Source organism: Paenarthrobacter sp. NPDC057355, from assembly GCF_042667405.1.
Classification (GTDB): Bacteria; Actinomycetota; Actinomycetes; order Actinomycetales; family Micrococcaceae; genus Arthrobacter.
The window spans coordinates 50,757-72,258 of sequence record NZ_JBHVAL010000014.1; the positions used below are offsets into that span (position 1 = coordinate 50,757).

A 21,502-nucleotide genomic window follows, 5' to 3' on the forward strand; every position below is an offset into this window, starting at 1 on the left:
TGTGACCTTACTTGCTGGTTTCGGCGGTGGCGGTGTCCTTGAACAGCCCGGCGAGTGCTCCGCTGAGCAGGTCCGGGGTGATCGTTAGGTTCCCGATGTTCGGCAGGCTTCCGGCTGCGTCCTTGAGGGCCAAGGCCAGCAGGGTGGTTTGGTCCATGCCGCGGTAGACCTCCATGGTGGCGGCTTCGCGGGCGGCTGCTGCTTCGCCCACCAGGCGGATCTGGTTGGCTTCCGCGGCGGCGCCGATTCCCTGCCGTTCAGCGGATCCTTGCGCTTCGATCAGCCCGGCAGCTGCCTTCTCCTCGGCGGCACGGCGGGCGTTTGCTCCTTCCTGCGCCACCAGGTTCTCGCGGCGGACGGCCAGTTCGATCTGGCTCGCCATTTCGTTCTCAGAGATGGTCCGTTCACGTTCGACGGCGACTGCCCGCCTTTCGTACACGGCCCGGTCCGCTTCGGCTTGGAGCTGTTCGCGGACGGGGGTCTGCAGGGCCCGTTCCACATCGGCTTCGGGTCGCACAGCGAGAACCTGAACGCCGAGGATCTCAATACCGGTTGACTGGAGCCTTGCGTCGGCGCGGAGTGCATCGGTCAGGACAGCTCGAAGTTGGCTGACTCCGCGTTCCAATGCCTCGGCCAGGGTGGTGGTGGCGATCTGGTCGATCGCGTGGCTCTGGCACAGCTGGCCGATGATGGTGGACACCTGTTCGCGTCCGGTCGCTGGGGCCCTTCCTGCGGTCTGAAGTCCGAAGTCGAGGCGGGTGGAGACCGCAACGGGGTCGATGAAGCGGTAGGTCACGTTGGCCTGGACGCTGACGTCCTGGTGATCCCGGGTGATGGCGTGGAAGAGGGTGGGCAGTTCCTGGTCGTCCACCGGGACTTCGCTGAGGACTGAGTTTGCGGGGCGGAAGAAGAATGCCTGGCCGACTCCTTGGTGCTTCACCGCGCCCTTTTGCAGGTGGACGACGTAGCCGGTGGGGCTGCCAAGGAAGTGGCTGATCCAGGGGTAGCGCTTGATGGTTGCCATGATTTTCTCCTCTTAGAGTTTGGTTATCGTCAACTTGACGATAACCAAACTCTAGGCAGCTCTGAGCCTTATTGTCAATATGACGATAATTCCCCTACGATTGCTTCATGCCAGAAACCCATCCGGCGCCCGAGCGCTTTCCGGTGACTGTCGACGTCGTCGCCCTTACCGTGCGCGACGGCGAGCTGAACGTCCTGCTCATCACGCGCCTCATCGAGCCGTTCCGCGGCAAACTCGCACTGCCCGGCGGCTTCGTCCTCGCGGGCGAGGACCTGCTGGAGGCGGCTGGCCGGGAACTTGCGGAGGAGACCGGCGTCGAGCGCTTGCCTGGGCACCTCGAGCAGTTGGGGAGCTACGGGCCCAAGGGGCGCGACCCCCGCGGGGATGTGCTCACTGTCGCGCACCTGCTGCTTGCGCCCGACTTTCCGGTGCTGGCCGCCGGCAGCGACGCCGAGCAGGCGGCCTGGTATCCGGTCCGCGAAGTTCTCAACGGGCAGGTGGAGTTGGCCTTCGACCACTTGCGAATCCTCGAAGACGCCCTGGAGCGGGCCAAGTCCAAGCTCGAATACTCACCTCTGGGGGCAGCCTTTTGCGGCGAGGAATTCACCATCGCCCAGCTCCGCGCCGTGTACGAAGCTGTCTGGGGCACCCGCCTGGACCCGCGCAACTTCCATCGAAAGGCGACCGGGACGCCCGGCTTCCTGGAGGACACCGGCCGGATGACAACGGGCGACGCCGGACGCCCGGCGGCGCTGTTCAGGCTCGCTCCCGAAGCTCGTCCGACGGCGGGCCACCCCATCCGAGCGGTGCTGAACCCCCCGCTGATGCGCCCCCGCCCCTAACCCATTGGAGTTTTTGTACAGATAACGCCCTTAAGAGCCGCTCTTAGGGGCGTTATCTGTACAAAAACTCCCCGGTGGGGGTGGGGTGCCGCTCGTTCGTGTCCTGCGCACCCTGTCCCGCGAGTCGGGCCGGAACACGCCGGGAAGCGGGTGCTGGACAGGCGCCGCGAAACGGTAGTAAGTTTCCTGACGAACTACTACGCCAAAGGAGGATGCGCGCTTATCATGATGCTATGAACGCACCGCCGAAGGGAAAGATTCGTTTGGATCCTTTTCCACGGGGTACGTAAAAAATAGGGAGATGAATTTCTCCAACCGGTGCCCGTTGGCATGGGTGGCGCTCCACATGGTGTGGGGTACCAGCGGACGCCTTCCTGAATAGACAAACAGTTATTGAAAGGGATGCGTAGCTCAATGAACACACTCCTCATAATCGCAGGTGTAATCGCGATCATCTTGCTTCTTGTAGGCGGTCTCAACCAGGCCCTTAGTTTCCTGCTCTGGGTAGGAATTATCCTGCTGGTGCTGGCACTTATTGGTTGGGTGGTCGGCAGGGGCCGGTCGCGCGTATGACAACTGATCCAAGCGAAGTTGCCGGTTTTTCCCAGGTTCGCGATGGAACCACCACCCCTGGCCATCCCATTCCCAGGGACCCGGGGGTGCCGGAGACCAGCGGTCCGGGGGATGCCGGTGACACATCGTCGGGTAGTCAGGATGACGCCGTCGATGCTGGTCCCAGCGAATCTGCCAATCCACCCGGACCGGCGGAAGAAAAGGATGAAAAGACCGCGGACGACCGTGGTCTGACAACCGAAACCAATCCCACGGATTGATCGGATCAGCGGGCGGCGGACGGGAAGTATCCGGTCCGCCGCCGCGCTACTTTAGGAAACGTTGTCACTAATTGCTGAACGTCGTTAGTTGGCGATTGGGGTAGAAATGAGAATCGGTTCTATTCTGGGTCTATTCGTCGTTGTTTGGCTCATTATTGGGGCAGTTGCCGCAGGCCAAAGGGGGTACTACAGTGCTCCGCCTGCCCAATGCTCGCAGGTGGCTACGATTGCCCTGAATATCGTCGCCGGCCCACTGAATTACACCGGTTTGAATCCACAGGGCGGGTGCGAGATTCCGAAGCCGTCATGAGTAACGCCCGGCAGTTCCACGGGGTGGTCCTGACCCTCCTGCTGGTCCTCGCCGCGCTGCTGGCCGGCTGCTCACAGCGTCCTTCCGCCGACGCCTTGGAAGGGCCAGCCAAAGAGGTCTCTTCCGCCGTGCGCGCGGCCAGCCTTGCGGTGGACCTCAGGATCGCAGACAGCACGACGGCGGCCGCCGCGTCCACCACTGCCGACGACATGCTGGGCGACGTCGAATCCGCCACGGATCACGTCCACCGGCTATCGGCGCAAACCCAGGAAGAGGGCATGCTCCGGAATGACGTCCTGGGCGCGTTTTCTTCTGTTTCCCGGGCCCTCCTGCATGCGCGGGATGCGCTCTCCCCGACTTCCGGCGTGTCCGATGATGCGCAGGGCCGCGCTGAGCTTTCCACGGTCCAAGCGGAACTCCGCGTTGCCACAGATCAACTCGACAACCTCATGACGAAGGCCGGCATCCAGTGAAACGGCTCCTCGGTGTTGCACTCGGCATCCTGACTGCGATCGGGGGCTTTGTCGACATCGGGGACCTGGTGACCAATGCCGTCGTGGGCTCGCGGTTCGGGATGTCGCTGGCATGGGTGGTGCTGGTGGGCGTAGTGGGAATCTGCCTCTTTGCCAATATGTCCGGCCGGGTGGCCGCGGTCTCCGGCAGGGCCACCTTCGAGGTCATCCGCGAACGCCTCGGAGCGCGGGCGGGATTGGCCAATCTGGCAGCGTCCTTCCTCATCAACGTCATGACCGTAACTGCAGAAATCGGCGGTATTGCCCTGGCGCTCCAATTGGCCAGTGGCGTGGCCTACCTGCTCTGGGTTCCTTTCGCCTTGCTGGCCGTGTGGCTTGTGATTTGGCGGGTCAAGTTCAAAATCATGGAAAACGTCACCGGGCTGGTTGGCTTGTCCTTGGTGGTGTTCGCCGTGGCGCTGTTCTTGCTGAAACCTGATTGGGGTTCGCTGCTCGGGCAGGCTTTTCCACCGGCCGTGCCGGCCCACGAGAGCGTGGGGACCTATTGGTACTACGCCATTGCCCTGTTCGGGGCTGCGATGACGCCGTACGAAGTGTTCTTCTTCTCCTCGGGCGCTGTGGAGGAGCGCTGGAAGGTCAAGGATCTGGCGCAATCGCGTATCAACGTCCTCCTGGGTTTCCCGCTGGGCGGGTTCCTGTCCATAGCGATCGCCGCGTGCGCCGCCGTCGTTCTTCTGCCTGCAGGCATCAGCGTGACTTCGTTGTCGCAGGTAGCGCTTCCGGTGGCGCAGGCCGGCGGCCAACTGGCTTTGGCGGTCCTGATTCTGGGGGTGGTGGCAGCGACGTTTGGCGCGGCGTTGGAGACGACCCTTTCCAGCGGCTATACCTTGGCGCAGTACTTTGGCTGGTCCTGGGGCAAGTTCCGCAGGCCGGCGCAGGCTGCCCGTTTCCACGTATCCATGATTGTGGTGCTGCTGGCCGGTGTCGCGGTGCTGGCCACGGGCATCGATCCCATCCTGGTGACTGAATACTCAGTGGTTTTCTCGGCGATAGCCCTGCCGCTGACTTACCTGCCAATACTCATCGTCGCCAACGATCCGCAATACATGGGCAAGCACGTCAACGGCCGGGCCGTGAATATCGCCGGGGTGATCTACCTCTTCATCATCCTGCTGGCTTCCCTGGCCGCCATTCCACTGATGATTGCCACAGGAGCGGGAGCATGAGCAAGAGCAAGCGCGTCCAGCCGCAGGAAATACACGCCGCGCCACAGCTGGCGGGGCTGGTGCTCGATGCCCAGCTGCACTTGCTGGACAGGCAGGTATTGGACGTCGACGGCGTACCCGTCACCACTGTTGACGACATCGAGTTGGGTGGTCCCGGACCCAACGAAGAGATCCCCAAGGGAACACCTGCGCCGCAGATCACGGCGCTGCTGACCGGACCGGTTCTTGGGACGCGCATCTTCGGCGGCAGGCCGCCGTCGAGCCGTTTGATCCGCATCCCCTGGAAAGTCGTGGCGGATGTGGACACTGTGCTGACGTTGGGTGTGCGCGCGGATTCACTGGATGCTTCGTGGGTGGAGCGCTGGCTGCGGACGCATGTGATCGCCCGGATCCCTGGAGGAAGCCATGAACCTTAACGATCTGCTGGCCAGCGATGTGGTGGACACGGCTGGGCAGCGACTGGGTGAGGTCTCGGACTTCCATTTCGTGTTGGATGCCGCGGGAGGCCAGCTCTTGAGTCCTGCCAGGCTCGTGGGCATTGTGGTGAGCCCACGGACGGCGGCGTCATTCCTTGGTTTTGAGCGGCAGGATCTCACTCAGCCTTGGCCGGTGGCGCAACTGCTCCGGTGGTGGCACAGGGGTTCATTCCTGGTGCTGTGGGAGGACATCGCCGTGATGGGGCCGCGGGAAGTGCGGCTGCGGCCTGGCTTCACTGCCTACGACGCGCGGCTGACACGATAAAGCATATGGCAGCTAAATGCTAAGTTTACTGATAATTTCATCAAAGGCATGGACATGCCACTAAGCATCCTTATAGGTTCGAAGTGTTCCATTAACACGTTCGCCGCATCGGAAAGGACACGTCACATGGACAAGCAGGACGCCACACCGGAAGAGGAAGTAGGAGGCTACGGCACTCCTACCGCAGAGCAGGAATCAGGCGGAGGCCAGGCACAGCCGCGCGTCGAGGAGGACATCGACGAAGCCGCGCTGGGAGAAGGAAGCGGCGCGCCGAACCTCAGCCACCTCGATCCCGAAGATTCGGACAGCTCTGGAGAGCCGGGCGCCGGCCGCTTTGGCGGGATCGACGAACAGTCCCACGCGGAGCAGTCATCGCAGCCGACGGATGCCGAGGAACTGCCGGATGGCAGTGGCAACGACCTCCCACAGGAAGAATCGCCCAACGACGATGACGAAGAGAATTTCGACGCCGGCTAAATAGCTTTGGCTGGCGCGCTTAGACTGGCGCGCCACTGGTTAAGCAGCCAGCCGGCTGGTGCGCCGCCGGGAATCCCGAATCTGGAAACAGAGACTAGATCGAAGGAGCAAAACCCATGGCAACGGTTAACAAGTCAATTGACGTAGATGTGCCCGTATCTGTGGCCTATAACCAATGGACGCAGTTCGAGTCCTTCCCGCAGTTCATGAATGGCGTGGAGGCTGTGGAGCAGATCGATGACACGGCACTGCACTTCTCCACCAACGTGGGAGGGGTCAAGCGGGAGTACAACGCCCAGATCATTGAGCAGGTCCCTGACGCTTTGGTGAGTTGGGCCAGCGTTGACGGCCCACGGAACTCGGGCACGGTCAGCTTTGTGCCACTGGAGGACGGCCGGACCCGCGTTAACGTGGCCATCGACTGGGAGCCGGAAGGCCTTGCCGAGAAGGCGGGCTCGGCTCTTGGCGTGGACGAGCTGCGGGTCGGTGCCGACCTGGACAAGTTCAAGAAATTCATTGAAGCCCAAGGACATGAAACCGGCGCGTGGCGCGGAACGGTGTCCGGTGGCGATGTGGATGACTCAGGCGGAGCTCGTTTGTAAGTTTCAGCCCCACGCGAGGGTCGGCCATTTCAACGGGCCGGCCCTCGCGGCATACTTGGAGCAAGCCGTAAAGAGGGAGCAATGAGGGCCATGGCAACGTCCACCAGCGTGGAAGCAGAGCAGAAATTCGACGCCGTGGAGTCCACTCCACTTCCGACGCTGGAGGCCATCGATGGCGTGGGAAAAGTCGGCGAACCGGTCAGCCATACGCTGGAAGCCACCTACTTCGACACGAGGCAGCTCGCCCTTGCCAAGCACGGGATCACCCTGCGGCGCCGTACTGGAGGGCACGATGCCGGCTGGCACCTCAAACTTCCGCTTGGCCCGGGCAAACGGACGGAAATCCATGCTCCTTTGGGCAGCGAGGATGTTGTGCCTGTGGAGCTCATGGACCGGGTGCTCGCATACACGCGGGCCCGCGCGGTCTCGGCCGTGGCTACCCTGCACACAGAGCGAACGAGCTACGCCTTGTACGGAGGCCACGGAGAACGTGTGGCCGACTTCGTGGATGACCACGTCCGGGCCAACGTCACCATGGGGGAGGCCCACGAGCTGCAATGGCGGGAGTGGGAGGTGGAACTGGCAGCCTCCGATGGCACAGGTGATGCCCTGCTGGCAAGTCTGACCCACCAGCTTTCCGCGGCGGGCGCCACTCCCAGCAAGCGGACGTCCAAGCTGGCCACGGCTTTGGGCGGGCAATGGCCGTCGGCTGGGAAATCGGAAGAGAAGAAGGACAAGAAAACTGCCAAGACCGCCGTATCCGTTCCAGTGCTCAGCTATCTGCGCACGCAGCTGGCTGGTCTGCTCCTCCAGGACGCCCACGTGAGATTGGGCCGCGACGATTCCGTTCACCAGATGCGGGCCTACACGCGCCGTATCCGCTCAGTGCTGCACAGCTACCGCGAGCTGTTTGAGCCCGAACCCGTTGCCGGACTCGAGCAGGGGTTGAAGTCGCTGGCGGAAACGCTGGGCCGGTACCGCGACGCGGAAGTCCTGCACGAACGACTCCGCACGTCCCTGGATGAGCTACCCGGGGAACTTGTCCTGGGTCCACTCCACGACGAGCTCGAACAGCGGATGGAAGTCAGGGCCGACACCGCGAAGGCAGCCATTCAAACGCGCTTGACCAGCCCGCACTACTTCCGGCTTCTTGATGAACTCGAGGCCTTCATTGACACCCCGCCCCTGACGGCAAAAGCGAAGGCGCCAGCCCGCAAAGCCACCGCGAAGCTCGTCAACAAGGCGGTCAAACGGCTCCGCAAACGCCATGACGCGGCGGTGGCGGCCGCCGTCGGACATCCACGCGACGAAGCCTTCCACGATGTGCGGAAGTCCGCCAAAAAGCTGCGTTTCGCGGCTGCTGCAGCCGAAAGCGTCCATGGCAAACGGGCTGCAAAGCTGGGCAAGGCCGCACACAACGTGCAGTCGATCCTTGGTACCCACCAGGACAGCGTGATGGCGCGCCGGGAGCTGGTGGAGCTGGGATCGGCGGCCGGCGTCGGCAGCGCAGCTTTCACCTACGGGGTGTTGTATGCCGTGGAAGGCACAGTTTCGGATGCTGCGCAGCGGAAGTACCTGAAGAAGAGCGCCAAGGTGTTGGAGCTGCGGCTCAAGAAGTAGGCTGCCGGGCCTGGCTCGCGGCGAGCTCCGCATCATGTCGCTGGCGTGAGGAAGCCACGGCGTCCATGTTGTCCTCCGCCCATTCCTTCAGGCCAAAAATGACCGGCAGCAAGGACCGGCCCCGCGCAGTGAGCCAGTAATCGGTCCGGACAGGGACTGACGGCGTAACCTCGCGCTGGATCAGTCCGTCCCGCTCCAAAGAACGCAGTGTAGACGTCAGCATCTTCTGGCTGGCTCCCGGAATCTGCCGACGCAACCCGCTGTGGCGTTGGGGCCCATCTTCCAGTGCCAACATCACCAAGGTCACCCACTTGCTGCTGATGGCTTCCAGCAACTGCCGTGCGGGGCAGTCCGCCAGGGAGGCGTTGTACTCGTGCCGCGTCTTTTGCCGGATCTGGTCAGCCGTGAGGGTCATCCCCCAATCATCGCAGGCACTTTGAGGTGCCCTGGGCACAATAAAGTGCTTTCTTCCGCGGGGCCGCGGGGGCCGGGCAGGATCAATGAGGGGTCAGAAAGCCCCCTGTTTGAAAGGAAGCCACATGCCCTCCATCCTCCACATCAACGCCTCCCCCCGCTACGGCAACAGCGATTCGCTGGGTCTCGCACATCACTTCATTGAGGCGGTCCAGGCTGCGGCTTCGGAGACTTATGAACTGGAGACGCTGAACCTGTTCGACGACGGCGCTCTGCCGACATTCGGGCGAGTCGCCGCCTCCGCGAAAATGGCGATCTTCACCGGGCAGGAGCAAACCCCCGAAGAGATCGCGGCGTGGGATGCCGCCCGTAATGTGTTCGAGCAGTTCGCCGCGGCAGATGCCTACGTGTTCAACATACCCATGTGGAACTCCGGAGTTCCTTACGCCCTGAAGCAATGGATCGACATCGTCACCCAGCCCGGGTGGACTTTCGGGTTCCACCCGGAGCAAGGTTACAGCGGCCTCATGCAAGGTAAGCAGGCTGTCGCTATCCATACCAGCGGCGTCTACGCTCCCGGGGTCCCAGCAGTGTTTGGCTCCGACTTCAGCAGCACCTACTTTGCCGATTGGCTGAACTTCGTGGGGATCCAGGACGCCATGCACGTCCGCTTTGCGCCCACGGTCCTCAATGCTGACATCGATGGCACCCGCCGGCTCGTTGAAGGGGAGCTGAGCGACGCAGCGCTCCTGTTCGCCGGAAAGCTCAACGCCGGCAGGGGCCTCGAATTGGTCAGCGATTGAGCTGACATTAGTGGGTGATGTCGGGCTGCGAGCCTTACGCCCTGATTGCCTCTAGTTGCCCACGGCAACCAGACGTAAACTGGCCTTCGGTTCTCATCGAGGCTCGGAGACAGCATGCTCTGGAAGGTACTGGTTCGCTTCCTGCGGCCGCATCAGCGGCTGCTGGTCGCCGTCGTCGTTTTTCAATTGGCGCAGTCGATCGCGTCCCTGTACCTGCCAACCCTGAACGCCGACATCATCGATAACGGCGTCGCCGTGGGGGACACGGATTACATCCTGCGGATGGGCGGGTTGATGCTGCTGATCACGTTGCTTCAGATCGCCTGCGCCGTGGTTGCCGTGTACTTCGGAGCTAAGGCCGCCATGGGGATGGGCCGCGACGTCCGTGAAGCGATCTTCAGCAGGGTGGGCGAGTTTTCGGAGCAGGAAGTCACCAGATTCGGTGCGCCGTCGCTGATCACACGCTCCACTAACGACGTCCAGCAGGTGCAGCAGCTGGTGCTGATGTCGTGCACGCTCATGGTCACGGCGCCGATGCTCAGTATCGGCGGCGTGATCATGGCTGTGCGGCAGGACGGCCAGTTGTCGTGGCTGATCGCCGTGTGCGTGCCCGTGTTGCTGGTTGCCGTGGGCCTGATCGTCTCGCGTATGGTGCCGCTGTTCCGCAAAATGCAGGTCCGGATCGACGCCGTCAACCGGGTTTTGCGCGAGCAGCTCACCGGCATCCGGGTGGTGCGGGCATTCGTGCGGGAGGACATGGAAGTCTCCCGGTTCGGCAAGGCGAACGACGACGTCACGGACGTTGCGCTGAGGGCTGGCCGGTTGATGGCTCTCATGTTCCCTGTGGTCATGTTGGTGATGAACGTATCCAGTGTGGCGGTGATCTGGTTCGGCTCCTTCCGGATCGAGGACGGATCCATGCAGGTGGGGACCCTGATTGCATTCCTGAGCTACCTCATGCAGATCCTCATGTCGGTCATGATGGCAACCTTCATGGCAGTCATGATCCCGCGTGCTTCCGTCTCCGCCGACCGCATCGGCGAGGTGCTGGAGACCGACTCCAGTGTCCGGCCGCCGTCGAACCCTGTTACCGGCGGCCTTCGCCGCGGTGAGCTTGAAATGCGCGACGTCGGGTTCTCTTACCCGGGTGCCGAGCGGCCCGTGCTGAGCGGGGTTTCATTCACTGCGTTGGCAGGCCAAACGACGGCGATCATCGGCAGCACGGGAGCCGGCAAGACCACATTGGTCAACCTCATGCCACGGCTGTTCGATGCCACCGCCGGCTCGGTCCGGATGGACGGGGTGGATGTCCGTGACCTCCACCCGGACCTGCTGTGGGGGCATATCGGCCTGGTGCCGCAGCGGCCGTATCTGTTCTCCGGCACTGTCCGCAGCAACCTTCAATACGGCAAACCGGACGCTACGGAAGAGGAACTGTGGCAGGCGCTGCGTGTGGCTCAGGCGGATGATTTTGTCCGCGGGATGGAGGGCGGGCTGGATGCCGCCATCTCGCAAGGCGGCACCAACGTCTCGGGCGGGCAGAGGCAGCGGCTCGCGATAGCCCGGGCGCTGGTGAAGCAGCCTGAGCTCTACATCTTCGACGATTCCTTCTCTTCCCTGGACACCGCCACCGATGCCCGGCTGCGGCAAGCGCTCAAACGGCACACGAACGGCGCCACCTTGGTGATCATCGCCCAGCGGGTGTCCAGCATTGCCGACGCGGACCGGATCCTGGTGCTCGACGACGGCAAAATCGTTGGGCAGGGAACGCACGAAGAGTTGCTGGAGACATCCGAAACGTACCGGGAAATCGTGTCTTCCCAGCTGGCAGCGGAGGAGGCAGCATGAGTGCTGTATCAGCCGGCCCGCGTGGTCCTCAGCGGCCGGCGATGGGACCTGGTCGTGGTGGTCCGTTTGCCGGGATGAATATCCCGGCCGAGAAAGCCTCCAACTTTGGTGCATCGGCGCGGCGGTTGCTGGGAACTTTGCGACCCGAACGGCTGTGGTTGACCCTGGTGCTGGTCTTTGCAGTAGCCAGTGTTGCCCTGTCCGTGATTGGTCCGCGGCTCCTGGGGGAGGGGACCAACCTGATCTTCGCTGGCATCGTGTCCAAGCAACTGCCTGCAGGGGTCTCCAAAGAACAGATCATCGCAGGGCTTCGGGCCTCAGGTGAGAACAGCAAAGCGGACATACTGGGCGCCATGACCCTGACGCCCGGCGTCGGAATCGACTTTGGTGCGCTGTCTTCCATACTGCTGTGGGCACTGGCTTTGTATGTCCTGGCCTCAGCGTTCGGCTGGATGCAGGCCTACGTGCTCAACGGCGTCGTGCAGCGGACCGTTTACCGCCTCCGCCAGCGCATCGAAGCGAAAATCCACCGGCTGCCCTTGCGCTATTTCGACTCCATCCAGCGCGGTGAGCTGCTCAGCCGGGTCACGAATGACGTCGACAACATCTCCCAAAGCCTCCAGCAATCCATCAGCCAGGTGGTGTCCTCCCTGCTGACGGTGCTGGGTGTGCTGGTGATGATGTTCATCCTCTCGCCACTGTTGGCACTGATCGCCCTGGTCACCATCCCGCTGACGCTGGGTATCACCATGCTGATTGCCAAGCGTTCGCAGAAGCTCTTCGTGGCGCAATGGAAGAACACCGGAGAGCTCAACGGGCAGATCGAGGAAACCTACACCGGGCACGCCTTGGTGAAGGTGTTCGGGCGGCAGAACGAGGTGCAGGAGAAGTTCCGGGCCAAGAACGCCGAGCTCTACCAGGCGAGTTTCGGCGCGCAGTTCGTTAGCGGTCTGATCATGCCGGCCATGACGTTCATCGGGAACCTCGTCTACGTGGGGATTGCCGTGGTTGGCGGCCTGCAGGTGGCTTCCGGGGCCATGCAGCTGGGCGATGTGCAGGCGTTCATTCAATACTCCCGGCAGTTCACCATGCCCTTGGCGCAGCTCGGATCCATGGCGAACATGCTGCAATCCGGTGTCGCCTCGGCCGAGCGCGTGTTCGATCTGCTCGATGAGGAGGAAGAGTCGGCTGAACCTCCCGCTTCTGCCACCGGTCCTGGCCGCGGCCGGCTCGTGTTCGAGAAGGTCTCCTTCAGCTACTCGCCGGACAAGCCGCTGATTACGGATCTCAGTTTGGTGGCAGAGCATCGCCATTGTTGGGCCCACCGGTGCGGGCAAGACCACGCTGGTGAACCTCATGATGCGGTTCTACGAGCTCGACGGCGGCCGGATCACCTTGGACGGCGTGGACATTGCCACCATGTCCCGGCAGGAACTGCGCTCGCGGATGGGCATGGTCCTCCAGGACACGTGGCTGTTCGGTGGGACCATCCGCGACAACATTGCCTATGGCCGGCCTGATGCTTCGGAGTCTGCCATTGTGGAGGCGGCTCAAGCGACCTACGTCGACCGCTTCGTGCGTTCGCTTCCGGAGGGCTACGACACCGTGCTCGACGACGAGGGCAGCAACGTGTCCGCCGGCGAAAAGCAGCTGCTCACCATTGCCCGGGCTTTCCTGTCCCGGCCGTCGGTGTTGATCCTGGATGAGGCCACGAGTTCCGTCGATACCCGGACCGAGGTGTTGGTGCAGAAGGCCATGAATGCCCTGCGTTCGGACCGGACCAGCTTTGTCATTGCCCACCGGCTCTCCACTATCCGCGACGCCGACCTCATCCTGGTGATGGAGGCCGGGCAGATCGTGGAGCAGGGGACCCACTCCGAGCTGCTTGCTGCCGGTGGGGCGTACTCGCGGCTGTATGAGGCCCAGTTCGCGGCACCGGTGGCGGAGGTCTGAGGGTTCCTCTGCGCGGGGCCGTACCTTCACGACCCACTTTCAACTCCTGGGCTGTCTCAATCAACCGACTTCGGTTGTATTTGCCTTAGCGGGCGCTGAAAGTGGGTCGTGGCGGTACACGCTTGGTGGAGGCAGGATCTACTTTCGACGCCGGGCGGTTGCGTAGGAAGGTTCCCGCAGCCGCCTGGTCCAGCCGTAGGTCCCGGCCGTGGGCAGGGGGTTCAGGACCGGGTCGAAGCGTTCAATGGTGTCTTCGGCGTCATCGGCGACCCTGAGCGTCAAAGTTCCGAACCTGGCCCAGCGCCCCAGCGGGCTTGCGTGCTGGAGTTCCAGCGTCCAAGGCTTTTCTTCGAGGAGAGAGCGGAAGGCGCCCGGGTCCATGGGCAGCTTCTCCGGTCCTCCAATGGTCCTGGCGGCGATGAGGACTGGGCCCTTATTCGACTTGTAGGGCATCATGCTGGAGAAAACAGCGCGCGCCGCATCGCGTCGGAGCCGGAGGATGAAGCGGCCCAGTCCCGTCGGGCCGGTGGTGGCCAGCAACATGTCCGAACGTTTGCCCTGCTCCGTGAAGCGCACTGCGAGGCCAATGATGTCCGGGAAGGCATCCGGCAGCCCGATGGATCGGGAAATTCGGGCTTCAACTTGCGTGCTTCCTGAGGCATCCAGCCAGGGAATTCCCGCTCGTCCCGTGCCACCGTCCCGGTCAAGGGTGCCAACCAGCCGGATGCCCTTGAGATGGATTGGCCTGTGGGGGCGTACCACCTTGATGGCTTGGAAGATTCCAGCAAACGCGCTGCCTGCAAGGGCTTGTAGTCTGCTGCTTATTGTCTTCCTGCTGCTTACTGTCTTCCTGCTGCTCAAGGTCTCCACCCGATCACCCTATGTGGCCCACGCGGAGAAAGACAGGCTCCTGATTAATACTGGGCCGTGCCTTCACGACCTTCTTTAGGACCAAGCCGCTCCAAAACCAACCTTTTCGAGTTGTTTTTGGACTTCCCGGGCCTCAAAGTAGGTCGTGGCGGCACGCGGCACACGCCGCACGGCCCACGGCCTCCAGCTAGGGCAGCCGCGATGGCCGCAGCACGTTGGCCTCGCCGGCCTTGGCGGGATCCAGTGGCACCGGGCTGAGCAGAAGGGCCGGCCCACGGTGCAGCAAGCCGCCGGAAATGACCTGGCAGCGGACACCACCCCGCCCGCGCATCGCCTTGTGCGCACCCGGTGCCAGCATCTGGTCCATCCAGGCGCAGGGGTGGGCGGGGCGGCCGGCTTTCAAGCGCACCACATCTCCACCGGACTCAAGGGTGAACTCGTGGCCAAGCAGGGGAGCGAGCTCCACTCCGCGCAGCACAATGTTCCGGCGGGTCAGCAGGGGGCCCAAAGGTCCGGTTCCGAGCTCGGCGGCGATGGCGTCGAGTGCCTCCGCGGCGAAGACCGTCACTGCGGCGTCCATGTGGGCGGCCTTGCCAAAGAACCTGTCCCCGACGATGCCTTTGCCGGCAACCAACTCAGCCTGATCGGCGTCGGTGGTCGGAACGTCGGCCGCCCCTTCGCGGGCGCGACCAAAGTAGGCGTGTCCCGGTGACACCAAAAGGTGCAGCACGTCGACGTCGTACTTGTACTCAGCTGTCATCCCTCAACGCTAGCCCCAGCTGGCGCGCAGCGCAGGACCCATTGCCCAGCCATGTAAAGCATGCTTTACTTTGATCATGAGTAAAGCTTCCTTTACATCACGTCGCGCCCCGGCCCGGCACTACGTCTTGGCCGTCGTGCTGGGGGCAGTGCTGACGGCCGCTGTTGCCGCGGTGGTCGGAGCCACCAACCCGGCGGACTTCTGGCCCGCTGCGGGAATCGGTGCCCTGTGCTCCGCGTACCCGGCACTCTCGCTTGGGGTGCGGATCTTCGTCTCCAACAACACCATCACCCGGGATGCGCACGGGGAGCAAAGCGTCGAGCTGCAATGGATGCGCGTGGCAGGTGCGGGGACATTCCTGGACGTTCTGGTGGCCACGATCATTGCTGTGCTGGTCTTGGTTATCGGCCGTTTCCAGATCGACGCGCTCCCGGTACTTGCAGGACTTGTTGCCCTGAGCGTCGTGGATGCCGGCCTCCGGTACGTGACCATCCGCCGTCGAGCACTGAAGTGAAGAACAACCTCGCCGAGCGTCGGGCCGGCCGCAACTGGACCCAAGCGGACCTTGCCGCCGCGCTCGGAGTGTCCCGCCAGACCGTCATCTCCATCGAGCGGGAGAAATTCGACCCCTCCCTGCCTTTGGCGTTCCTCATCGCACGGACCTTTGGGTGCGCCATCGAGGACATCTTCACTGCAGAGTGAACCGCACGCCCGGATACAGTGGCACGGTGAACTTTGCTGAAGCGGCCGACGGCGCGCAACTCGCCTGGACGGCCGAGGGCCAGGGCGAGCCGATGCTGCTCATCGCCGGACAGGCGACAACCATGGACGGTTGGGGCCCGACGGCGGAACTTCTGTCCCGCTATTACCGCGTCATCCGCTTTGATCACCGGGGGATTGGCCAGAGTGGGAAGGGTGAAGCTGAGCGTTACGCGACGCGCCTTCTGGCACAGGATGCAGTGGCCGTCCTCAACGCAGCAGATGCGGATTTAGCACACGTGTACGGTCACTCGATGGGTGGACGGATCGGGCAGTGGCTGGCCATCGATGAGCCTCGCAAAGTCCGGACCTTGATCCTCGCAGCCACCAGCGGTGGGAAATGGCCCGACGCCGGGACCATGCCGGACAAGGCAGCCTTGGAAGCCCTGGTGAGCGGCGACATCTCGCGCCTCGAACCGCTCTTCTTTGACGCAGGCTGGGCCCGGAGCAACCGCGAAGCGACCCACACCTTCTTCAATTCACGCGCTTCGGCGTGGGCCAAAGCGCGTCACTTCAAGGCTAGCCGCGAGCACGATGCGTGGAGCGAACTGGGCGCCATCCGGTCTCCTACGCTGATCCTGCACGGCACAGAGGACAGGCTGACTCCTTTGCTTAACGCCCAGCTTCTCCGCGAGCACATCCCCGGCTCCGTGCTGGTCAGGGTTCCCGGCGCGGGGCACGGGCTCCACTTGGATCATCCGGAAACCGTCGAGTGGATCCGTCAGTTCGTAGCGCGGAAGAGCTAGCTCCGAAGAGCTTCTTGCCGATTTTCGCGAAGACGCCGGGTTCTTTGGAGGGGTCGATGATTTCCGGTTCGGCGGAGAAGTCGGTGCCTGTGGCGGTGACGGGGAGTCGTTTGTTGGCCCAGTCGACTGTTCCGAGTTGGGGGTTATAGACCGGTGGGGTTACGCCTTCGGCGCGGAACACCGTCCACATCCACTGCGGGATGTTGTCCACTGTGCGAGGGAAGGCTTTGAGGTCTTGAAACAGTGTCAGTGCGTCCGCGGGGTGATCCGTTAGGTTGCCTTGGTTGTCTCGCTCGATAAGCTCGATATCAAAGGTCTCCAATTTTCCTTCCCTGTCCGGGTAGAGGTAGACCTTGCAGCTCGTCCAGGTTCCGGTTCCCCGCTCGTAGGACTCGCGTTGTACATCTTGAAGCCAGTAGTCCATGGATTGAACGGAAAAATTGAGAAACCCTTCTGCGTAGCCCCAGATGCCATTCCGAAGGATGTCTTCAGACCGGCTTGAGCAGGCTTGATGGACGACAGAAGTGCTTATTACTTCTTGGGCATTGAAGCCCAGGGCACCTTCGGCGAAGGCTTCAGCCCGCAGCCGTTTAAGACCACTAGCAACTTCATCCCCGGAAATCATTGTTCCTGTCACTTTTCAATACCCTCCTTCATGTGATTTTCGTAGTCGCGGGTTTTGGTGTGGGTGGAAGCTATTTCCGAATACGCTCATTTTTCGCGCTGGCGGTGTCGCTGCGGAGGATGCCAGTGTTGACGGCCTTGAACGATTCGCCGTACTTAAGGACGGCTTCCAAGGACCACTCCTTTGCGAAGACTCCCGGCTCTTTGGAGGGGTCGATGATTTCCGGTTCAACAGAGAAATCGGTGCAGCCGTTTGACCAGTTTGAGCTGAAGTCACCCGCAACCATTGCATCATCTTTTTCGGCAGTCATCTATGTCGTCGTCTGAGCGCTGGTTCCGTGTTGTCGTTGTCGTGCGGGCGCTAGGTTAGCGGTTGGAAGGGGGAGTCTTCCTGCAGATTCATGGCCTTCCACAGGTCGTATGGCCGCATATGGGCGTAATAGGAAAATTCAACGAGGGTGATCATCCTACCCGTCCGTTCCGGGGCGCCGGCCGTTGACTGCAGCAGCCATGTGCCGTCCGGTGAATGCGAAACGGTAAAGCCTGGCGCTGCCTTGCGCGGACTAATGGGTACAGGTGTGGCAACGAGGAACGGCTGGTGCTCACGACGGCGGAAGAGATTAGTGAAGCAATGGAGGAGTGCCAGCTCGATATCGACGATGGACTGAGACGCGAAGAATACTTCTTCTTCCCCTGATCGTTCTGCTCGGCTCACGACGAATCGGTCCTCCGCCTGCAGAAGGTACATCTTGACTTCCCCGCCGAGGTTGTACAGGCACCATGAGCCATCTTGTGAGGTAACGATCGAATAGCCGGCCGCGTTGATCGTTTCCAGCAGTCGATCAATCATGGGCTTTAATTCATTGCTCATACGTCAAGACTCCTGACTTAATGAGTTCTTCCACGGTCAGGAGGGAACGACTGACATCGAAGAAAAGTACTTGGAGCGCGCCCCCGCTTCGTCCGAAATGAGGTGCCACGACGGAGGTTTCTACTATCCAACCATCCGCGCCTTCGGGCCAGGCGTCGGCTAGCCGGTATCGGGAGTAGGGCAATTCGAGGTCACTGACCGGGAGTGAACGGGCTTCGAAGCTGTATGGCTCACCGCCGTTGAGTGCATAGAGGTGTGAACCGTCCTCGAATCCAACTCGGTCGAGAACGTGGCCGAATTCGTACCTGAATTGCGATAGGTCTCTTGTCTCGCGACGGCTGGTGCTGACGGCGCCGTCATTAGGGGGATAGCGGTTCCACATGTGGGCAAGGATCCTTTTGTAAATGGGACTCTGAAGATACGAGTTTGCGGCAAATGGGGCCTTCCATCCGGTGGCAGTCTCAACAGTCCATGGATTCGGCAGACGCTTGAGGCCTACCTGGTTGCCTGTAGTTTTGCGGTAGGCATGATCTCCGTTGGTATGAGCTCAACCCCACGCGTGCCTGGTCCCGGTCGATTTCAGCCGCCGAAGAGCTTCTTGCCGATTTTTGCGAAGACGCCGGGTTCTTTGGAGGGGTCGATGATTTCCGGTTCGACGGAGAAGTCGGTGCCGGTGTCGGTGACGGGTAGACGCTTGTTGTCCCAGTCCACAGATTTTAGTTGCTCGTTGTAGACCGGGGGTGACAAGGCTTCCTTACGGAGAGCATCCCACATCCAATCCTGAATATTGCTGAATGTACGGGGGAACGCTAGAAGATCTGCTTTGACGGCCTGTCCAGACGCTGGGCTAGAGGAACTGGCTGGATCGCCGAAAATGCCTCGTGTGAGAATTTCACGATCAAATGCTTCTAGGCGCCCCTCTTGAGACGGGAAGAGGAACACTCTAAATGTCTTCCATGCGCCTACACCGGGGGAATACAGTTCTCGCCTTACTTCCATCAGCCAGTACTCAAGGAGCTCGGCAGGGAAATCAATGTCCCAATCCCGGCCTCCCCATTGGCCTCGGCGGCAAACATCGGTGAACCGCTTCGACGTATCGTAAGACATCAAGGATGTGCTTATAACCTCCTCGGCTCCAGAACCTAGGCCAATATCGGAAAACGTGTGTTCTTGAAGCCGGGCTAGCCCTTTCCGTATTAGCGGGCTTTCAACAACTGAGTCTTGCATTTAGAGGCCTCTTTACTTGGGGAGTTCAAGATTGGGAAAGAAGTCATCTTGGGGCAAGTCTCTGTCAAATGAGTGGGAAACTTTGAGCCCGCTTGGCAGCCCGGGTTTTGGTCCGGCGACGGCTTCTACTTTTAGGTGTAAGTCTAGGGGTTGGCCGGTGTCGATGCGGTGGAGGGCTTTTGTCATGAGTTCTCTTTCGAGTTGGAAAAAGGCCTGGGTGTTGGCGGGCACGTTGGGGGTTCCGTGGCCTCTGTTTTGGAACATGAGTTGGGCGAGGAGGTTGGCTCCTTCGCCGGGGCCGGCGAAGAGGGAGGCGATGAGGTGGCCGCCTTCGTAGCCGGGTCCGCCTACACGTAGGCCGGCGAGTATTTGCTGCCATGTGTTGCGGTTGATGTCGCCTTTGAGGAGCCCGGTGATGTGCGCCTCGACGCTCTTGGGCTTGGCGAAGTCATCGGTGATGATCGTGAAGTGGTTCTTGAGACCACCGTCGGCTGTTGCCACCACGTTGTAGGTGACGTTGGGCATGCGCTTGTTGAGTTCGGTGGACCAGGCACCCTTGATGCCGGCGAAGGTGTCTACGCGTTCGACCCGTCCTGTGGCGTCGGTGTAGAACCTCTCCAGTGTGTCTGCAGTGAGCCCACCGGTGTCGTCCCGCATTTTTGTGCGGTGCTCGACGATGTACTCGGTGTGGGGTTGCAGCCCGGTTTTAGCGGCAAAGTTGTCTGCCCGGCTCACTGGGAAGAGATCGTGACCATGTTGTAGCAGCACGGTGTTCGCGATGTTTGGGTGCGGCGGGAACGGGTCGGGTGTAACCGCACGTAGCGCCGTGGATGTGGTGCTGTCGATGCGTGCGCCGGTGCCGGTCGCCGGGTGCGTGGTATTCTCGCGGATTCCGGCCGTGACGTTGTCCAGCCGGTTCGGCACCCCTGCCGGTTCCGGATGCAAGGCGGTAGGAAGGTGCGCTTCGGCGTTTCGCAGGCCCTGACCGATGTTGGTTAGGGTATCGGCCGTGGTTCGCTTCAGATCTTGGGCCAGTTCGATGGTGCCCGCCTTGGCAAGGCTGAGCCCGGCCCATCCCGCGGCCCGTGTTTGGGTGAGCCGGTCAAGTACTTTCATGGTGGTCTCTGGCATGACGAGGTCTGCTACCTTCAGTGCCAGCGACCCTGGTTTGTCCAAGAACATGCTCGTCCGGTGCAACCCATTGGCAGCGTTACCGAGCGCCGATGAGATCCGGCTGAGCCTGGCGCTGTCCATCGTGGCGATGCTCAGCCGTTCTGCTGCCAGGCCGAACTTTGCGGCGGCTGATCCGGCGACCAGGCCCGCGCCGGTGCCGCCCGCGAGGAGTGAGGCGACGTCGAAGGTCGTGGCGCCCGCGGCGTGCCACGGGTCGGTGCCCCATTCGTCGTAGTGGATGGTTTCTTTGGCCAGTCCGGCGGTGGTTTGCAGGGCTTGGGCGTCCTGGGCGGTCATGTCTTTGCCGCCGCTGGCGATGACGTTTTTGGTGGTCAGGACGGCACCGCCGAGGGCGAACAGGCTGTGCCAGGCGAGGGCTTGTTTGATGTGGTCGTTGGTGCCCAGGAGTGTGTGCAGGCCTTGGCCGGCGCCGATGAGGGCGCTGATGAATCCTTGGCCCGCGGATCCGAGGCCTCCCAGGCGCAGGGACACGTTCGGTGGGCCCCAGGGCAGGTCGGGGAGTTTCTCGTCGGTTCCGAAGAAGTGCTGGACGTGGTTGAACGCGTTCGAGAGCAGGTCGGTGGAGTTGTTGAGGTTGGACCGTGGGATGGTAGCGGCGGTGTAGCTTTGTCCGCAGGTCAGGGCGCTGAGTTCGGTGGCGCAGGTCGCGTCGGAGTCGAGGATGGCTTGGGCCAGGGCGCTGGCTTTGTCCATGGTCTCGCGGTGCCGGTCGACGATGTTCAGGTTTGATTGCCAGTCATCGTTGGCCAGGATGGTGGCGTCCAGCGCCTGGATGTCGGCGCGGAGGGTGTTGATGCGTTGTTTCCGTTCCCTGGCCCGGTCCGCGTACGCGGCCAGGGTGGTCGCGGCTTTCCCGGTCAGGGCGGCCAGGTCGCGGGACTGGGTGAACACCGGCCCGAAACCGGCCAGGACGTGCCCGGCTTCGGGGGCTTCGTAAGCACCGGAAAGCCCGGCCCAGGACCGTGCGGCGTCATTGATCCCGGAATGGACCGCTTCACCGGAGGTGGCCAGGGCGCGGGCTTGGGTGTCCAGGGCCTCGGGGTCCGGCAGGGGAGGCAACCCGTCCATGCTGATCCCCGACGGCCCCGCAGTAGAGGTGCAGACATCGGTGAAATCCACGCTCATGAGGCGGTGCCAGTGGTCGATGTTGCGGGCGCACGGGCAGGCAGGTGTTCAACGGCCATGGATTCTCCCCCAAAACGAAGTGCTCGATTGGGGCACACCGTAAGCACGGAAAACAGGGTCTAGGTGCTCGAAGAGCCCACACCTAGTCCCATTCGCACCA

24 protein-coding genes and 1 pseudogene are annotated in these 21,502 nt (G+C 62.2%); 15 read left to right on the top strand and 10 right to left on the bottom strand.

Annotated features, from left to right (window positions below):
• Window positions 1–7: 7 nt before the first annotated feature.
• On the bottom strand, window positions 8–1,024 hold the full coding sequence (locus ACFUOZ_RS15170; RefSeq protein ID WP_377549566.1) for an SPFH domain-containing protein: 1,017 nt from the start codon (window positions 1,022–1,024) through the stop codon (window positions 8–10).
• Between the two features lie 107 nt (window positions 1,025–1,131).
• Here ACFUOZ_RS15170 and ACFUOZ_RS15175 point away from each other — a divergent pair, with 107 nt between their 5' ends.
• From ACFUOZ_RS15175 to ACFUOZ_RS15215, 9 genes are all read left to right on the top strand, one after another.
• The gene (locus ACFUOZ_RS15175) at window positions 1,132–1,866 is read left to right on the top strand and encodes an NUDIX domain-containing protein (RefSeq protein WP_377549568.1); all 735 of its coding nucleotides are present in this window, start codon (window positions 1,132–1,134) and stop codon (window positions 1,864–1,866) included.
• Between the two features lie 569 nt (window positions 1,867–2,435).
• Window positions 2,436–2,699, top strand: a complete 264-nt coding sequence (locus tag ACFUOZ_RS15180; protein WP_377549570.1) for a hypothetical protein — start codon at window positions 2,436–2,438, stop codon at window positions 2,697–2,699.
• Between the two features lie 306 nt (window positions 2,700–3,005).
• Complete coding sequence (locus tag ACFUOZ_RS15185; protein ID WP_377549571.1) at window positions 3,006–3,482, top strand: hypothetical protein; 477 nt, start codon at window positions 3,006–3,008, stop codon at window positions 3,480–3,482.
• On the top strand, window positions 3,479–4,708 hold the full coding sequence (locus tag ACFUOZ_RS15190) for an NRAMP family divalent metal transporter (RefSeq protein WP_377549573.1): 1,230 nt from the start codon (window positions 3,479–3,481) through the stop codon (window positions 4,706–4,708). Before ACFUOZ_RS15185 ends, ACFUOZ_RS15190 begins: the two co-directional genes overlap by 4 nt.
• Complete coding sequence (locus ACFUOZ_RS15195; RefSeq protein ID WP_377549575.1) at window positions 4,705–5,124, top strand: hypothetical protein; 420 nt, start codon at window positions 4,705–4,707, stop codon at window positions 5,122–5,124. Before ACFUOZ_RS15190 ends, ACFUOZ_RS15195 begins: the two co-directional genes overlap by 4 nt.
• Complete coding sequence (locus ACFUOZ_RS15200) at window positions 5,114–5,449, top strand: PRC-barrel domain-containing protein (RefSeq protein ID WP_377549577.1); 336 nt, start codon at window positions 5,114–5,116, stop codon at window positions 5,447–5,449. The genes ACFUOZ_RS15195 and ACFUOZ_RS15200 overlap by 11 nt, the downstream gene beginning before the upstream one ends.
• A 126-nt stretch (window positions 5,450–5,575) precedes the next feature.
• Window positions 5,576–5,926: a hypothetical protein gene (locus tag ACFUOZ_RS15205; RefSeq protein ID WP_377549579.1), complete on the top strand. Its 351-nt coding sequence runs from the start codon at window positions 5,576–5,578 to the stop codon at window positions 5,924–5,926.
• Between the two features lie 116 nt (window positions 5,927–6,042).
• The gene (locus ACFUOZ_RS15210) at window positions 6,043–6,528 is read left to right on the top strand and encodes an SRPBCC family protein (protein ID WP_377549581.1); all 486 of its coding nucleotides are present in this window, start codon (window positions 6,043–6,045) and stop codon (window positions 6,526–6,528) included.
• A 90-nt stretch (window positions 6,529–6,618) separates the two neighbouring features.
• Complete coding sequence (locus tag ACFUOZ_RS15215; protein ID WP_377549583.1) at window positions 6,619–8,148, top strand: CHAD domain-containing protein; 1,530 nt, start codon at window positions 6,619–6,621, stop codon at window positions 8,146–8,148.
• On the opposite strand, the gene ACFUOZ_RS15220 is transcribed toward ACFUOZ_RS15215, so the two are convergent.
• Window positions 8,138–8,563, bottom strand: coding sequence for a winged helix-turn-helix transcriptional regulator (locus ACFUOZ_RS15220; protein WP_377549585.1), 426 nt, complete (start codon window positions 8,561–8,563; stop codon window positions 8,138–8,140). The two genes, ACFUOZ_RS15215 and ACFUOZ_RS15220, sit on opposite strands and share 11 nt — an antisense overlap.
• A 124-nt stretch (window positions 8,564–8,687) precedes the next feature.
• Between ACFUOZ_RS15220 and ACFUOZ_RS15225 the strand changes: the two genes are divergently transcribed.
• From ACFUOZ_RS15225 to ACFUOZ_RS15235, 3 genes and pseudogenes are all read left to right on the top strand, one after another.
• On the top strand, window positions 8,688–9,365 hold the full coding sequence (locus tag ACFUOZ_RS15225; RefSeq protein ID WP_377549587.1) for an FMN-dependent NADH-azoreductase: 678 nt from the start codon (window positions 8,688–8,690) through the stop codon (window positions 9,363–9,365).
• Window positions 9,366–9,479: 114 nt separating this feature from the next.
• Window positions 9,480–11,213, top strand: a complete 1,734-nt coding sequence (locus ACFUOZ_RS15230) for an ABC transporter ATP-binding protein (RefSeq protein ID WP_377549589.1) — start codon at window positions 9,480–9,482, stop codon at window positions 11,211–11,213.
• Window positions 11,210–13,166: pseudogene (locus tag ACFUOZ_RS15235) on the top strand (ABC transporter ATP-binding protein). Before ACFUOZ_RS15230 ends, ACFUOZ_RS15235 begins: the two are co-directional and overlap by 4 nt.
• Before the next feature lie 138 nt (window positions 13,167–13,304).
• On the opposite strand, the gene ACFUOZ_RS15240 reads toward ACFUOZ_RS15235, so the two are convergent.
• Together ACFUOZ_RS15240 and ACFUOZ_RS15245 are read right to left on the bottom strand one after the other, a co-directional pair.
• Window positions 13,305–14,036, bottom strand: coding sequence for a hypothetical protein (locus ACFUOZ_RS15240; protein WP_377549591.1), 732 nt, complete (start codon window positions 14,034–14,036; stop codon window positions 13,305–13,307).
• A 187-nt stretch (window positions 14,037–14,223) separates the two neighbouring features.
• Window positions 14,224–14,796 (bottom strand): MOSC domain-containing protein, encoded by a 573-nt coding sequence (locus tag ACFUOZ_RS15245; RefSeq protein WP_377549593.1) that lies wholly within the window; start codon window positions 14,794–14,796, stop codon window positions 14,224–14,226.
• Window positions 14,797–14,872: 76 nt separating this feature from the next.
• On the opposite strand from ACFUOZ_RS15245, the gene ACFUOZ_RS15250 reads away from it, so the two are divergent.
• From ACFUOZ_RS15250 to ACFUOZ_RS15260, 3 genes are read left to right on the top strand one after another with little or no spacing between them, the layout of a single operon-like run.
• Window positions 14,873–15,310 (top strand): hypothetical protein, encoded by a 438-nt coding sequence (locus ACFUOZ_RS15250; RefSeq protein ID WP_377549595.1) that lies wholly within the window; start codon window positions 14,873–14,875, stop codon window positions 15,308–15,310.
• A complete protein-coding gene (locus ACFUOZ_RS15255; RefSeq protein ID WP_262276074.1) occupies window positions 15,307–15,498 on the top strand; it encodes a helix-turn-helix transcriptional regulator in 192 nt (63 codons plus the stop codon). Before ACFUOZ_RS15250 ends, ACFUOZ_RS15255 begins: the two co-directional genes overlap by 4 nt.
• 26 nt (window positions 15,499–15,524) lie before the next feature.
• On the top strand, window positions 15,525–16,301 hold the full coding sequence (locus tag ACFUOZ_RS15260) for an alpha/beta fold hydrolase (protein ID WP_377549597.1): 777 nt from the start codon (window positions 15,525–15,527) through the stop codon (window positions 16,299–16,301).
• Here ACFUOZ_RS15260 and ACFUOZ_RS15265 read toward each other — a convergent pair.
• The 6 genes from ACFUOZ_RS15265 to ACFUOZ_RS15290 all read right to left on the bottom strand — a co-directional run bounded on the left by ACFUOZ_RS15265 (window position 16,213) and on the right by ACFUOZ_RS15290 (window position 21,342).
• On the bottom strand, window positions 16,213–16,938 hold the full coding sequence (locus tag ACFUOZ_RS15265; RefSeq protein WP_377549599.1) for a hypothetical protein: 726 nt from the start codon (window positions 16,936–16,938) through the stop codon (window positions 16,213–16,215). The genes ACFUOZ_RS15260 and ACFUOZ_RS15265 overlap by 89 nt on opposite strands.
• Window positions 16,939–16,996: 58 nt before the next feature.
• Window positions 16,997–17,236, bottom strand: coding sequence for a hypothetical protein (locus ACFUOZ_RS15270; RefSeq protein ID WP_377549601.1), 240 nt, complete (start codon window positions 17,234–17,236; stop codon window positions 16,997–16,999).
• Between the two features lie 50 nt (window positions 17,237–17,286).
• The gene (locus ACFUOZ_RS15275; protein ID WP_377549603.1) at window positions 17,287–17,796 is read right to left on the bottom strand and encodes an Imm61 family immunity protein; all 510 of its coding nucleotides are present in this window, start codon (window positions 17,794–17,796) and stop codon (window positions 17,287–17,289) included.
• Complete coding sequence (locus ACFUOZ_RS15280) at window positions 17,786–18,178, bottom strand: TNT domain-containing protein (RefSeq protein WP_377549605.1); 393 nt, start codon at window positions 18,176–18,178, stop codon at window positions 17,786–17,788. Before ACFUOZ_RS15280 ends, ACFUOZ_RS15275 begins: the two co-directional genes overlap by 11 nt.
• Before the next feature lie 197 nt (window positions 18,179–18,375).
• Window positions 18,376–18,903 (bottom strand): hypothetical protein, encoded by a 528-nt coding sequence (locus ACFUOZ_RS15285; RefSeq protein WP_377549607.1) that lies wholly within the window; start codon window positions 18,901–18,903, stop codon window positions 18,376–18,378.
• Window positions 18,904–19,035: 132 nt separating this feature from the next.
• Window positions 19,036–21,342 carry a DNA/RNA non-specific endonuclease gene (locus ACFUOZ_RS15290; RefSeq protein ID WP_377549609.1) on the bottom strand — a complete coding sequence of 769 codons (2,307 nt, stop codon included), beginning with the start codon at window positions 21,340–21,342 and terminating at the stop codon, window positions 19,036–19,038.
• Window positions 21,343–21,502 lie beyond the last annotated feature (160 nt).

Coding starts and splice junctions, on each gene's coding strand:
- ACFUOZ_RS15170 (WP_377549566.1), bottom strand. CDS start 1,024: ATGGCAACCATCAAGCGCTACCCCTGGATCAGCCACTTCCTTGGCAGC.
- ACFUOZ_RS15175 (WP_377549568.1), top strand. CDS start 1,132: ATGCCAGAAACCCATCCGGCGCCCGAGCGCTTTCCGGTGACTGTCGAC.
- ACFUOZ_RS15180 (WP_377549570.1), top strand. CDS start 2,436: ATGACAACTGATCCAAGCGAAGTTGCCGGTTTTTCCCAGGTTCGCGAT.
- ACFUOZ_RS15185 (WP_377549571.1), top strand. CDS start 3,006: ATGAGTAACGCCCGGCAGTTCCACGGGGTGGTCCTGACCCTCCTGCTG.
- ACFUOZ_RS15195 (WP_377549575.1), top strand. CDS start 4,705: ATGAGCAAGAGCAAGCGCGTCCAGCCGCAGGAAATACACGCCGCGCCA.
- ACFUOZ_RS15200 (WP_377549577.1), top strand. CDS start 5,114: ATGAACCTTAACGATCTGCTGGCCAGCGATGTGGTGGACACGGCTGGG.
- ACFUOZ_RS15205 (WP_377549579.1), top strand. CDS start 5,576: ATGGACAAGCAGGACGCCACACCGGAAGAGGAAGTAGGAGGCTACGGC.
- ACFUOZ_RS15210 (WP_377549581.1), top strand. CDS start 6,043: ATGGCAACGGTTAACAAGTCAATTGACGTAGATGTGCCCGTATCTGTG.
- ACFUOZ_RS15215 (WP_377549583.1), top strand. CDS start 6,619: ATGGCAACGTCCACCAGCGTGGAAGCAGAGCAGAAATTCGACGCCGTG.
- ACFUOZ_RS15220 (WP_377549585.1), bottom strand. CDS start 8,563: ATGACCCTCACGGCTGACCAGATCCGGCAAAAGACGCGGCACGAGTAC.
- ACFUOZ_RS15225 (WP_377549587.1), top strand. CDS start 8,688: ATGCCCTCCATCCTCCACATCAACGCCTCCCCCCGCTACGGCAACAGC.
- ACFUOZ_RS15230 (WP_377549589.1), top strand. CDS start 9,480: ATGCTCTGGAAGGTACTGGTTCGCTTCCTGCGGCCGCATCAGCGGCTG.
- ACFUOZ_RS15245 (WP_377549593.1), bottom strand. CDS start 14,796: ATGACAGCTGAGTACAAGTACGACGTCGACGTGCTGCACCTTTTGGTG.
- ACFUOZ_RS15250 (WP_377549595.1), top strand. CDS start 14,873: ATGAGTAAAGCTTCCTTTACATCACGTCGCGCCCCGGCCCGGCACTAC.
- ACFUOZ_RS15270 (WP_377549601.1), bottom strand. CDS start 17,236: ATGACTGCCGAAAAAGATGATGCAATGGTTGCGGGTGACTTCAGCTCA.
- ACFUOZ_RS15275 (WP_377549603.1), bottom strand. CDS start 17,796: ATGAGCAATGAATTAAAGCCCATGATTGATCGACTGCTGGAAACGATC.
- ACFUOZ_RS15280 (WP_377549605.1), bottom strand. CDS start 18,178: ATGTGGAACCGCTATCCCCCTAATGACGGCGCCGTCAGCACCAGCCGT.
- ACFUOZ_RS15285 (WP_377549607.1), bottom strand. CDS start 18,903: ATGTCTTACGATACGTCGAAGCGGTTCACCGATGTTTGCCGCCGAGGC.
- ACFUOZ_RS15290 (WP_377549609.1), bottom strand. CDS start 21,342: ATGAGCGTGGATTTCACCGATGTCTGCACCTCTACTGCGGGGCCGTCG.